The sequence below is a fragment of the Halorussus limi genome (genome assembly GCF_023238205.1).
GTDB classification, from domain to species: Archaea; Halobacteriota; Halobacteria; order Halobacteriales; family Haladaptataceae; genus Halorussus; species Halorussus limi.
The window spans coordinates 2360008-2372697 of record NZ_CP096659.1; the positions used below are offsets into that span (position 1 = coordinate 2360008).

The following is a 12690-nucleotide window of genomic DNA, read 5'->3' on the forward strand; positions in this document are numbered from 1 at the left end:
GAAATTTTCCCGAGAGATAGAAATTTGAGGGGTTCGCGCCGATTAGTTCCGGTACGACGCGATTTCCCGACGGTATCCCTCCCGATAGGTCGGATAGCTGAACTCGTATCCGAGGTCCCGTAGTTTCGCGTTGTCGCACCGCTTGCTGGTCAGAATCCGGCGCTCGGTCCGCTCCGAGAGGTCGCCGTCGGCCAGTCGCTCCTCGGTAGTCTGCTTGGGCGGGCGTGGCTCCCCGCACTCGTCGGCCAACCAGTCCGCGAAGTCCCACTTCGAGACGGGGTCGTCGTCAGCGACCAGCACGACTTCGCCGCGCGCGAGGTCCTCGTCCAGCAGGAACCGGACCGCGCCCGCGGCGTCGTCGCGGTGAATCATGTTGAGATAGCCCTCCGTGACCGGTCCCTCCAGATACCGCTGTAGTCGGGTCCGGCCGGGTCCGTAGATGCCCGCGAGGCGCGCGACGGTGCCGTCGATGCCGTGGTTCCGAGACTCTTCGAGTGCCACGCGCTCGGCCTCGGCCAGCACCTCGGTCTTGTCGGTCCGGGGGTCGAGGGGCGTCTCCTCGTCGACCCAGTCGCCGCCGTGGTCGCCGTAGACGCCCGTGCTGGACGTGTAGACCAGTCGCTCCGGCGGGTCGTCGCGCCCGCCGAACTCTTCGATAGCGGTGCGTAACCCCTCGACGTACACCTCGCGGGCGGCCGCCGCGTCGCGCCCGCCGGAACTCGCCGCGAAGACCACGGCGTCGGCGTCGGGCACCCCGGCCAGCGAGTCGGCGTCGGTCACGTCGGCCCGCACCGCCTCGAAGCCCGCGTCCTCTATCTCGGCGATGCCGTCGTCCGAACGCCGGACGCCCACCGCGCGGTGGCCCGCCTCGGTCAACTGGCGACCGAGTTCCAGACCGACGTAGCCGCATCCGAGTATCGCCACGTGCATGCGCCGACGTTGGGGCGTGGCCGGGATAACTCCCCCGACGAAGCCAGTCCGAGATAGGTCTGTACCTGGTAGGGACAGGTCTGTATTTGGTAGAGATGGGTATACATGTGTCTCCGAGAACGATAGAAACAGAACTCCGAGGCGGCGAAAACACCGACGCCGACCGAAACGCCGCGAAAATCCGCTACCGCTGGCGACTCGCGATGAGGTGGTGGAGCGTCGCGTACTCCGCGAGCGTCATCGGCGCGCGCCCCTCGACCTTCTGGTGGACCTGCTTGCCGTCCAAATCGTCGATTTCGGCCGCGATGGTGTCCACGTCGAGGACCGCCGTGGTCATCCCCATCAGGAGCGTGTCCCGGACCTCGGCGACGACGGCGTCCGCCGGCGGAGCGTCGTCGGCCAGCGCCGTGACGGCGGCGGCGTCCTCCAGCGTCAACTCGTCGGCGACCCCGGCGTCTTCGTCGGCCACGGCTTCGAGCGTCTCGCGGTCCACGCCGGTCTCCTCGGCGACCGAATCGACGCCGCGTTCGTCCACGATGGCGGCGAGGTCCGCGACGTAGTTCGCGCGCACCTCCTCCGGGGAGGTCGACTCGGGGTCCTCGATGTCGTCGTAAATCATGGTCGAACCGACGGTCCCGGGATTGAAAGGGGTTTCACTTCGATAGAAGCGGGTCGCGAGACCGACGTCCGCTCGCGGAGGCGACTCTCAGGGCCACCCCGGCGAAGTCTCGTCTCGGTTTCCGCCTCGGTCGCCGACCCCGGGCGGACCGGGCGGCACGACCACCGCGACGACCGTCTCGGTCTCGAAGCCGACCGGCGTCGTGCGCCCGACGACCTCCGACTCGCCGTCGCCGTCCCAGTCGAGTCTCACCGTCGCCGACTCGCGGACGTAGGTCACCGACTCGCCGGGCGGCCCCTGCGGCGCGCTGACCGCGAAGCGGGCGTACTCGCCCAGGACCTCGACCGACCAGACGTTGAGCGTCGCGTACCAGTAGCCCGGCACCGGCGCGACCGGTAACCCGGCCGGGACTGCGCCCAAGGCCTCGCCGAACCACCGCTTGCTGGCGACCTCGGTCGCGTTGGCCAGTCCGCTCGCCACCGCCTGCTTGAGCGCCGTCCGGGCGACCTGTCGGGTCACGCTCGCGGTCTCGTTCACCGTCGAACGCGTCGGTCCGGCGACTCGCTCGCGGACCGATTCGACCGCCAACTCGGCGCGCAGGCGGACCCAGTCGCGCCGGTCGGGTCGCCGAAGCGCGGGCCGCCCGCGGACCACGGCCGCCGCGACGGCCCGGCCCGCCGTCCCGTTCGCCACGGCGAGCGCCCGCCCGGCGGTCGTGTTCCACCGCGCCAGCGCCGACTCGACCGCGGCCCGGCGCTCGGCCGCGCTCAGGTCGAACCGCGAGAGAGCCAACCCGCCGACCAACTCCCGGCGGACGTTCCGCATCGACGCCGCGAGCGACCGCCGGAGCGCGTCCCGCCGACGCGCCAGACTCTGATTGTCCGCCTCGGCCAACGTGCGGTTCGCGGCCCGGAGCGCCAGCGCGGCGGTCCGGAGGTCGGTCCGGCCAGACCCGCCGTCGCCGACCGCCGCCGCGGCGACCGACTCCGCGGCGTCGCCGTACGGGACCGCGAAGACGTTCAGGTTCCGGGCCGCGAGCGGACGTTTCTCCTCGCCAGCGGGAATCGCGGCGACCTGCTCGTGGTCGAGGCCCGCGAGCGTGAGGTACGGCGGTGCGCCCGACACGCTCAGATTGACCGCGCTCCCCGGCCCGTCGGCGGGCAGGGGTCGCGGCGGCGAAGTCTCCGGCGTCGTTCGGGCGCGCAGAATCCGGCGGACGCGGTCCAGCGACACCCCCGCGTCGGCGAGCGCGTCCTTCACGCCGCTCCGGGTCCGCTCCTCGCGGTCGGCACGCGACTCCAATCGCGCGACCACTCGGTCGAGGTACGCGGCCCGCGCCGCGACCCGCGCCCGGTCGGCCGCGCCGTCGTAGCGACCGGGCGCGTCGAGGAGCGCCGCGCGCCGACTCCGGACCGCCCGAGCGAGTTCGGCGGTCGGCGGCGGACCGCCGACCGCCCGACGCCGAGCGACCGTCACCGAGAGGTTCCGGACGCGTTCGCGCAGGCCGACGAGGTCCCGGTAGACCCACCGTCGGAGTCCGTCCGGCCGCCGACCCGCGACCCGTTCGGGCCGAGTGTCGAGCGTTCCGGCGACCGCCCGACGGGCGGCGGCGTCGAACCCGCCGCGCGACTCGACCAACTCCTCGGTCGCCCGTTGCGACAGGTCCCGGAGGTTCGGCCCGCCGAGCGCGCCGCCGCGCTCGTGGACGCCCGACACCGGCCGCGAGGGGGCGAACTCGGAGTTCGCGTCGTGGTCGCCCGCGACCCCGACCCGCACCGCGAACGTCTCGGTCCACCGCTGGACCGTTCTGCGGGTCTCGGAACCGGTAGTTCCGTTCCCGCGAGCCCCGCCCTCTCGGGTCCACTCGGCGACGAGCGTTCGGGTTCGCACGACTCGGCGCGACTCGGCACCGAGCAGGTGCCGCCCCTCCGGAGTCCCGAGGGTCGGCGCACTCGCAAGGTCGCCGACGCCGGACTCCACTGCGGTCCTCGTCCGGACCTCGCTCGACCGGAGCGTCCAGTTCGCGCCCGGCGACTCGGGCGCGGGCCGGGCCTCGCTCTCGACCTCTCGGACCGCGGCGACGAGGCGCGCGTCGGCGGCGTAAGCCGAGCGCAGAACGCCGGAGAGGTCGGTCCCGTTCGCGCCGGTCACGAGGCCCGCGAACGCGCGGTCCGCGGTCCGGTTCACGCCGACGCGGAGCGAACGCCGGGTCTCGCGAGAGTCCGTCGGGTTCCCGCTCGTCACCCCGCCGGGCATCGGATTGCGCTTCTGGTAGTCCCTCGCGGCCGCGAGCAGTTGGTCGGTTCGAGCGGAGCCGTAGTGGGCGTTGGCGGCCGTGAGTAGGTCCGTCGCGCCGACTCTGGCGGTCGCCCACCTGACCGCGCGCCGGGCCCGGGGGTCGGTCCGGCCGAAGGCGGCCCGCTGTTCGCGCAGGAGCGCGCCGTTCGCCGCGAGTTCGACGTGGCGGTTCGCCACCACGTTCTCGACCGGCGCGCCGCCGTACTGGGCGTAACCCCGCGCCCACGCCACGGCGTAGAGTCGCGCGGTGAGTCGGCGGCCGAGGCCGGGCGCGAGCGGACCGCGGTCGAGTCGGGACTCGAACCGCTCGACGCGCTCGTGGAGCGCCAGCGCGGGCGTCGCGACGACCAACTCGGGCGCGAGTCGCTCGCGCTCGACCACCCGGCCGTCGCGGGTCGCGGTGACGGTGACGTTCCGGATTCGGACGCGGAGTCCGGCGTTCTCGGCGCTCCCGTTGGCCCCGGCCGGGTCGACTTCGACCCGGCGCTTGGCCGCCCGGAGGTCCGAGGCGTTCCGAATCGCCGGGAGCGAGACCGAAGCGCTGACCGCCGCCGACCCGCTTCCGCCCGTCCGCACGCCGACTTCGCCGAGACTCTCGCGGGCCGCGAGGTAGATTCGGAGACGGAGCGCGTCGCGGAACGGCGTCGAGTCGTTCAGCGCGCGCCCCGCAGTGGTGTTCGCGACCGCCGTCACCGGCGCGCTGGCGGCCCGTCGCCCGGCGCGTGCGACCGCATCCCGGAGCGCGGTGTTCGTCGCGGCGGTGGCGCGCTCGACGGCGACGCCCACCGAGTCGTCGGTCCGGGGCGTCGGCCCGCCAGCCAGCGAGGCGCTGAGGCCCGCGCTCGCGACCAGTAGGACGACGCCGACGAGCGCGAACGGAACCCGGCCGCGCCGGTCCTCGGCCAGTCTCATCGCGACCACGTCCTGACGGTCAGGCGGACCCCGCGGACCGAGAACGCGGCCGCGTACACGTCGGCGTCGGGCGGCGGCGCGGGACCGGCGACGACTCGGCCGGACCCCACCGACCTCCCAGAGGTCCGGGCGGTCGTGCGGCGCGCGACCACCTGCGCGCGGCCTCCCGACCGATGGAGCGCCCGGCCGACTCGCGCCGCGACGGCCCGCGCGAAGTCGGTCGCCGGGTCCGGTCCGGCCTTCGCCGCGACTGCGCCGGCGAGCAGTCCGGCGAGCGTGTCGTGGACCGTCCGGTTCTCCGGGTCGCCGACGCCCGCGGCGGCCGCGTCCGACGACGGAGCGCGGTAGGTCACGCTCGCGGTACTCGTCGCCAGTACCGTCGCGGCCTCGTCGGCGGCGTCCGGAGCGGTCGCGGGACCTGCTCCCGACTCGTTCCGCGTCTCGGACATCGGCGTCCCCGCGAGCGTCAGCGCGCTCGCCGAGACCAGCAGGAGGCAGAGCGAGACGTCGAGGACCGTGCTGATGGCTCTCACGACCACACCTCCGCCCGGAGGCGACCGGGGCGGACGCTCCCCGGCGCGACGCGGACGCTCACCGAGAGGGCGGCGGCGTCGGCGCCCGGGGGCGGCGTCGGCCCGGCGTGCCACGACCGCCCGGCCGCGCGGAGCGTGAGGTTCAGCCGGTAGCCCTCCGGACCGGCGCGCAGGCCCGCGGCGAGCGCCTCGGGGTCCGCGACGCCGGTCTCGGTCGTCGCGCGCTTCGCTCGCTCGACGGTCGGGTCGGCGAGGTTCCGGTCCGGCGTCGGGAGCGTCGCGCCGAGGACGCCGGTGTAGGCCGAGAGCGCGACGCCGACCGCGAAGACCGCCACCAGCGCCGCGACGGGTTCGACCTGCGCGCGGTTCGACGCTCGGGACGCCGACTCGCTACCCGACCAACGTGACATCGACGCCCTCCCACGAGACTCGACGCACGGTCAACTGCTCGCGCGAGCGCCACTCGGGCGTCCGGTCGCGGGCCGCCGCCGACGCCCGCCGGAACTCGGCGGGAGTTCCGAACGCCCGCTTGGGCGGCGTCCCCCGAAGCACGTCCCAGAGCGCTGTGTCGCGCCGGACCGGCGTCACGGGGCCGTAGGCGAACGTCGCGTGGCCGGTCGTACCGCCGTCCCTGAGCCAGAGTCGGTACGGGCCGATTCGAGCGGCCTCGACCGCCAGCGGGTGGACGCCGGTCGTCGGATGGGCGCTCGCGGCGACCGAATCGACGGTCGCGGCCGCGCTCGCGGCGTCCGGCGGCGGTGCGCGCGGGAGCGTCGCCGCGACGCCGACTGCGGTGGTGCTGGCCAGCGCGAGGCCGACCCAGAGGTACCACGTCTCGACTGGTGCGTCGAACATGGCCCGCGTTCGTCCCGTCCTCGGATTTAAAGCTCGGGGTCGGGCGGGTCGGTAGGCGTCGGCGATAGCCCGACGAAACCGGTCGCGAACGACCGTCGTCGCGACCACTCGGCCGTCGCCCTACGCGAACTCCACCTCGTCGAACCGGTCGATTCCGAACTGTTCGATGGGATGGTCGGTGTGGCCGTCGTCCACCAAATCGGCGACGACGGACCCCACGACGCTCGAAAACTTGAACCCGTGGCCGGAGAACCCAGCGGCGACCGCGACCTGCGGATGCTCGGGATGGGTGTCGATGACGAACCGCTCGTCGGGCGTGTTGGTGAACATGCAAGTCGAGAGGCGCATGGTCGGTCCCGCGGCGTCCGCGAAGTAGCCCTCGACGTACTCTCGCAGAATCTCCTCGTCGGTCGCGGTCGGTTCGCGGTTCATCTCGTCGGGGTCCACCGTCTCCCGGCGGTGGTTGTACTTCCCGACCTTGACGCCGGGCACGCCGTGAATCGGGAAGCCGTAGAAGTAGCCCTCGTCGCACCGCATCGAGAAGACGGGGAACTCCTCGGGCGCGAACCGGTCGGGCGAGTCGGGTTGGAACCAGCCCAGAACCTGCCGCTCGGGTTCCAGCACCGGCGCGAGTTCCGGCAGGAGTTTCCCGGTCCACGCGCCCGCGGCGAAGACCAGCGAGTCGGCCTCGTAGGTCGCGGTCCCGTCGGCCCCGGGGAGCGCCGACTCGGCGACGACTTCGACGCCGCCGTCGTCGAGCGCGCGCCAGTCGCGGACCTGCGTCCGGGCGCGAATCTCGGCACCGCGGGCCTGCGCGCCCTCGACGTGGGCGACGATGCACTCCTCGGGCACGAGAAAGCCGCCTCGCGGCTGGAACACCGCCCGAAAGTCCTCGGGCACGTCGTAGCCGGGGAACCGGTCGTTCAGCGCCGCGCCCGACAGCACGTCGTGGTCGAGGCCGTGTTCCCGGCAGGACCGGCGCGCGCCCTCGAAGATGTCGCTGTCCGGCGGCCCGACCGCGACGGAACCGGTCTCGTGGACGAGTTTTTCGCCGTACTCGTCGCCGAGCGCGGCCCACTCGTCGTAGGCCGACCGGAGTAGGGGCACGTACGAGGGGTGCTCGTAGTACGCGAGGCGGATGATTCGAGTGTAGCCATGCGACGACCCCTGCGTGTGGGGTACGTCGTAGCGTTCCAGTCCGAGAACGTCCTTCCCGCGGTCGGCGAGGTGGTACGCGGCGGCGCTCCCCATCCCGCCGACGCCCACGACGATGGCGTCGTAGCGGCGAGTCTCGGTGGCGGACATACGGAGTCCGTCGCCCGGCCGGACCTAATTTACTCCGGTTCCGTGCGCCTCGTTCGCAGGGACCTCCACGCCGAAAATTTCGCCGTCACACCGCACCTCTCGCGTCCACACCGCACCTCCCGCCGCCATACCGCGCGTCCCGTCTCACGCCGCGAACCCCGCGCCCACGAAGCCGGCGAGGAACGACCCGACCGCGCCGAGCAGTGCCAGTCCGACCCGGTAGCCCACGAGCGCGGGGTCGAAGCCCCGCTCCAGTCCGGTCGCCAGCGTGGTCAGGACGGCGGCCATCAGCAGGACGTACCCACTGACGGCGAGACCGAGCGCCGCGGTCGGGAGCGGGTCGCCGAGGGTTCCGGCGGCCATCCCGTCGGCGAGCGCGACCGTGGCCCCGCCGACCAGCGGGCCGAAGACCGCCGCGGTGTTCCGGAGCGTCCCGGTCACGCTGGCGAGTTCGCGCCGGGCCTCGCGCTCGACGCGCTGGAGGTCGTCGACGTGGTCGGCCATCGCGACGATAGCGCGACCGGCGGGTCGCCCCTCGCGGGCCGCGAGCGCGAGCAGGGCGGCCACGCTCCGGGCCTGCGGACTCGGCACGTCGGCGAGCGCGCCGTACTCGCCCAGAAACGCCTCGCGGACGCCGACCCGGAGTCGCCGCTGGAGACCTGCGGCCGCGGCCAGCGTCTCGCCCGTGCGCCCGGCGACTTCGGGCGCCGCGTCCGCGATTGCGGACTCGACGGCCGCGCCGTCGCTGACCCGCCTGCCGACCAGATAGAGCGCGTCGGTCAGGTTCGACTCCACCGCCCGGGCGTCGTCTCGAATCCGCTTGACCGGGCGGAACCACCGGACCAGCGCGGCCCCGACTGCGCCGCCGGCGACCGCGGGCCAGCGCGTCCACCCCGGGAGCGGCGCGGTGGCGAGCATGGCGAGCAGTCCCGCGCCGACTCCGACCGCGAGCGTCGGCCAGCGATGCGACGGAACCGCGGGATGGTCCCGCGACACCTCCGGAGGCGGGAACGCGGCGGGTCGTCGAACCGCGAGCCACACGCCGGCCGCGACCAGCGCCGCGGGGAGGAGCAGGTCGTAGACGACGACCAGCGCGTGAATCGAGAGGGGCACCCCGGCCACGCGGGCCGCGGGGAGGACCGCGACCAGCGCGAGCGGAAGCAGGACGCCGAAGGCGTACAGCGCCGTGGTCGGCCCCCGAACCGTCTCGGCGAACTCGGCCATGCGGTCGCGGGTCCCGTCGAGAATCGCGGTCATCGCCCGGTCGAGCGTGGTCTCGCGCTCGCCCGCGGGAGCGTCGGCCGCCGACTCCACGAGCAGCGCCGCCCGCCGGAGCGGCGGGTTCCGGTCGGCCCACGCCGCGCCGAAGGCCCCGAGACCCGAGCGAGGAGTGCCCGCGGCCCGCCGGACGTGTTCGCGCAGGTCGTCCGCGAGTCGCCCCTCGGCCCGCGCCGCGAAGGTCGCCGCGCGCTCGCTCGCGGGTTCGACGCGCATCCGCAGCACCGCCCGAGCGACGAGCGCTGGCGCGGTGCCGAGCGCGGCGGTCCGCCGGGCGGTAGCGAGCGCGACCGGGGTGCGCCGGGCAGCGTGCACGACCCCGAGTGCGAGGAGGAGTGCGGCGACGACGACGAACAGACGGACTCGGCCGGGCGCGACCGCCGCGAGAAGTGTTCCGAGCAGGACGACGAGCGCCGCGGCGCCGTTGCCCGCACGGACCGTCGTCTCCGCGTCCGTCTCGGCGTCGAGGTACGCCAGCGCCCGCGCGAGGTCGCCGCCGTCGTCCGTCTCGACGGGCCACGGAGAGAGGCCGGCGAGGAATCGGAGGAGCGTCACGACGGCCTCCGGTCGGCGTAGGCCGAGACGACCGCCGCTGGCGTCGTCCGATTCCGGCGGGCGAGGTCGGCGAGCAGCGACTCGCGGTCGCTCAGGGCCTCGCGCACGTCGGCGTAGGACTCACCGGAGTCGGCGAGTGCGGCGACCAGCGCGCTGTTTCCGCGGTCGATGCGGCCCGTCGGGTCGAGTTCGGCGTTCCCGCCCGCGCTCGCGGTTCCGCTGCTCGCTCGCCGGGCGCGCTGGGACTCGTCGGTCCGAAAGAGCGCCTCGAACCGGTCGCCGTCCACGACTTCCTCGACGGTCTTCACGCGGCGGCGCTTGCCCGCGGGCGTCGAGACGGCTTCGAGCGTCACCACGAGGTCGGTCGCGGCGAACGACGATGCCGGGACGCCGAGGTCCGAGACGACGCGCTCGCGGACGCCCGCGCCGCCGTCGCCGTGGATGGTACCGAGGACCGCGTCGCCGTTGGCGCCGACGCGCATCGCCTCGTAGAGGACAGCGGCCTCCTCGCCGCGGACCTCGCCGACGACGAGCGCGCCCTCGCCGAGGCGGAGCGCGGTCCGGAGGGCGTCCGGCGGTGCGAGACCCGGTCCGTCTCCGGACTCGGTCCGGAGCGGCTGGAAGTCCCGACCCCGACGCTGGAGCGCGGCGACCGGGAGTTCGGGCGTGTCCTCGATGACCACCGTCCGGGTCGCCGCGGGGAGTTCCCAGCATAGCGCGCCCAGCAGGGTCGTCTTGCCCGCGCCGCGGGGTCCGGCGACGAGTCCGGCCGCGGCGCGTTCGGCGGCCAGCGAGAGGAGCGCGGCGGCGTCCGCGGCGAGCGTTCCGTTCTCGACCAGCGCGGGCAGGGTCCACGGCGTCGCGTCGTGAGCGCGGAAGGCGAACCCCGGCCCGTCGCTGACCGGGTCGGTGACGCCCGCGACCCGGACCCCGCCGCGGTCGCTCCCGGTCGCACCGACCTCGGCGGTCGCGTCGAGCGTCGGCGCGGCCCGCGAGAACGCGCGGCCGTTCTCGCGTCGGAAGCGCGAGGCGAGCGCCCTCGCGCCCGAGTCGGTGAGTCGGACGTTGGTCCGCATGCGCTCGCCGTCCACCGTGACGCGGAGGGGATTCCGGCCGACCGGCGCGGTGGCGAACACGTCCGAGACCGCCGGGTCGGCGAAGAAGTCCGCGAGGACGCCGTAGCCGCGGGTGTGCTTCCGGAGCGCGGCCGCGAGGGACTCGACGGGCGCGTCGGCGTCGGCGACCTCCCGGACCGCTCGGCCGGGCGCGCGCTCGCTGGCGGCGCTTCCGGCGCGCTCGCTGTCGGTCCCCGCGACCGCGCTGGGTCCCGAGACTGCACCGTCGGCGAGCAGTTCGTGCGCCTCGGCGAGCGCGTCGAGCGCGCTCGCGTCGAAGGCGTGTTCGACCGGTTCGAGGTGGTAGGTCCGGAGAACGCGCTCGTCGCCGTAGACTCGGACGGTCGCGCCGGTGGGGAGTTCGCGGGTCTCGGCGAACGCCGCGTCCGGCGGAGGGTCGGCGGCCACGCGCGCCTTCGCGACGGGCGGGCCGACGAACGGGCGGAGCGCGTCGGCGTAGCCCTCGACGCGGCGCGCGCACTCCGCGAGGCCGGTCTCGGCGACGAGTTCGCCCACAGGTCCCGCGCGTCCGACGGCGGCGCGGGCGGCCGCGAGCGGGTCGGACTCCGCGCGGTCCGCGAGCGCCGCGTCGTAGAACGCCGCGCGCTCGGCGAACCGTCCGGCGGCGACGAGCAGCGCGGCCGCCTCGCCCTCGTAGGCGCGTTCGAGGCGGTCTGTCCGGGTCACGACCGCCGCGGCCTCGCGGTCGGCTAACGCGGCGATTGCGGTCCGGCGGCAGGCCGGTTCGGCCGCGAGGTCGCCTCCGCCGGGGCAGGCCGCGGCGTCGAGCAGGAGTCGGTCGTCGTCGAACTCGGGGTCGCAGGCGCAGTCCGGGTCGTCGTCGCGGAAGCGCGCGAGCGGATTTCGCATGGGCCGAGGTGGTCCCGTTTTCGGATTTAAACCCTCGCGCGGGGCGGGTCGGACGGTTCGGGCGAGGCGTTCTCGATTCGATTTCGGGGGTTCGGACGACGCGGGTCGTCTTCCGGTGGCGGCGGTCACGTTCGGACGACCGCCGATGCGGGGCGGCGTGCGGCACACGGCCACCTCGGCCTACGAATGTTAGAGGTGATTTTGCACGGGTAATAAGCAGCTATAAATTTCTAATACAATTGTATATATGTTTCAACGCGCTTCCGCCGAAACGACTACCGTCCGCCGTCCGTCGAGCGGAACCAGTCGGAGCGTCACCTTGTAGGTCTTACCTCCCCGGAGGACCAGCACCGCCGCGTCGGACTCGGCCACCGCGCCGTCTCGGACTGCACGCAGGTCGGTCCCGACCCGGCGGACCTGCCGCGGGGCGTCCGCGACCCGGAACGCGAACACGTCGCGTTCGGCCGAATCAGTCACCGCTGACGGGTCCCCCTCCGGCAACTCGCCATCCGGAACGCCGCCGAGCGCGACGACGGCCAACGGGGCCGACGTCGGCGACCGGGCCGGGAGTGACACCGTGAGCGTCCGGCGCGCGCCCGGGGCGTCTTCTGCGGCGAGTGTCGTCGCGGCCGCGGCCACCCGGTCGAGTTCGCGCTCGGCGAGGCGTTCGGTCCGGGTCGCTCGCGCGCCGTCGAGCGCGGGCGTGACCGCCGCGACCAGCGCCGCAGCGAGCGCGACGCCGAGGACTAGCCGTAGCACTACAGCATCTCCGCGAAGCGAGCGAGTAGGCCGCGGTCGTCGGCCTCCCGTTTGTCGCTATCGCGTGGTCCGTCCTCGGCTTCGAAATCGGCCTTCGCGCACCGCGAAGGCGTGGCCCGCGGGGAGTCGCACTCGCAGGGTCGCTCGTGTTCGGCCGAGCGCCGGCGTCCGCCGTCTGCATCGCGTTCCGTGCGGTCGCCGTCGAACGCTACGTCTTCGCGGTCGCCGTCGAACTCAGACTCCAGCGACTCGGCTTTCGCCAGCGCCGCGTCGGCCCGACGCTCGACCGACTCGTTGACGGCGCTGACGTTGCCGACGTAGCCGCGGAGCGCCTGCGTCGCGCCGTCGAGTTCGTCGAGTCGCTCGTCCACCGCGTCGAGTCGCGCGGACAGGGCTTCGACCTCGCGGGTCAGTTCCGCGGAGTCCCGGAGGTCGGTCAGGTCGCTATCGTCGTCTGTCAGGGCGCGCTCCACGGCGCGGAGTCGCCGGTCGAGCGCCTCGGATTCGGACATGGAACTCGTTCGTTTCCTTCTGATATTTAAGGGTGCGCCCGGCGCGAAGGGCGGCAATACGGCGACGGTTCCGGGTCGAACTTAACGAAGCCGAAAGTACCGGATTCCGGAGGTGACAGCCGCCAGACGGCACGGACGCCGGAAGGTTG

General features: G+C 73.8%; 11 protein-coding genes. All 11 read right to left on the reverse strand.

Features of this window, described 5'->3' with window-relative positions:
• Positions 1 to 42: 42 nt before the first annotated feature.
• Entirely contained in the window at positions 43 to 930 is an 888-nt protein-coding gene (locus M0R89_RS12230; RefSeq protein WP_248649367.1) for an SDR family oxidoreductase, read from the reverse strand.
• Between the two features lie 184 nt (positions 931 to 1114).
• Entirely contained in the window at positions 1115 to 1549 is a 435-nt protein-coding gene (locus M0R89_RS12235) for a DUF5791 family protein (protein WP_248649368.1), read from the reverse strand.
• Positions 1550 to 1636: 87 nt separating this feature from the next.
• A complete protein-coding gene (locus M0R89_RS12240) occupies positions 1637 to 4759 on the reverse strand; it encodes a DUF7286 family protein (RefSeq protein ID WP_248649369.1) in 3123 nt (1040 codons plus the stop codon).
• Entirely contained in the window at positions 4756 to 5292 is a 537-nt protein-coding gene (locus M0R89_RS12245) for a DUF7284 family protein (protein WP_248649370.1), read from the reverse strand. The genes M0R89_RS12240 and M0R89_RS12245 overlap by 4 nt, the downstream gene beginning before the upstream one ends.
• The gene (locus M0R89_RS12250) at positions 5289 to 5702 is read right to left on the reverse strand and encodes a DUF7285 family protein (RefSeq protein ID WP_248649371.1); all 414 of its coding nucleotides are present in this window, start codon (positions 5700 to 5702) and stop codon (positions 5289 to 5291) included. The genes M0R89_RS12245 and M0R89_RS12250 overlap by 4 nt, the downstream gene beginning before the upstream one ends.
• Complete coding sequence (locus tag M0R89_RS12255; RefSeq protein ID WP_248649372.1) at positions 5683 to 6147, reverse strand: DUF7283 family protein; 465 nt, start codon at positions 6145 to 6147, stop codon at positions 5683 to 5685. Before M0R89_RS12255 ends, M0R89_RS12250 begins: the two co-directional genes overlap by 20 nt.
• A 120-nt stretch (positions 6148 to 6267) precedes the next feature.
• Positions 6268 to 7452 carry an N-methyl-L-tryptophan oxidase gene (gene solA, locus M0R89_RS12260; RefSeq protein WP_248649373.1) on the reverse strand — a complete coding sequence of 395 codons (1185 nt, stop codon included), beginning with the start codon at positions 7450 to 7452 and terminating at the stop codon, positions 6268 to 6270.
• 144 nt (positions 7453 to 7596) lie between these two features.
• On the reverse strand, positions 7597 to 9285 hold the full coding sequence (locus tag M0R89_RS12265; RefSeq protein WP_248649374.1) for a type II secretion system protein: 1689 nt from the start codon (positions 9283 to 9285) through the stop codon (positions 7597 to 7599).
• A complete protein-coding gene (locus M0R89_RS12270; RefSeq protein ID WP_248649375.1) occupies positions 9282 to 11270 on the reverse strand; it encodes an ATPase, T2SS/T4P/T4SS family in 1989 nt (662 codons plus the stop codon). Before M0R89_RS12270 ends, M0R89_RS12265 begins: the two co-directional genes overlap by 4 nt.
• A gap of 252 nt (positions 11271 to 11522) precedes the next feature.
• Positions 11523 to 12029, reverse strand: a complete 507-nt coding sequence (locus tag M0R89_RS12275) for a DUF7311 family protein (RefSeq protein WP_248649376.1) — start codon at positions 12027 to 12029, stop codon at positions 11523 to 11525.
• Positions 12029 to 12541: a DUF7310 family coiled-coil domain-containing protein gene (locus tag M0R89_RS12280; protein ID WP_248649377.1), complete on the reverse strand. Its 513-nt coding sequence runs from the start codon at positions 12539 to 12541 to the stop codon at positions 12029 to 12031. Before M0R89_RS12280 ends, M0R89_RS12275 begins: the two co-directional genes overlap by 1 nt.
• Positions 12542 to 12690: the final 149 nt, after the last annotated feature.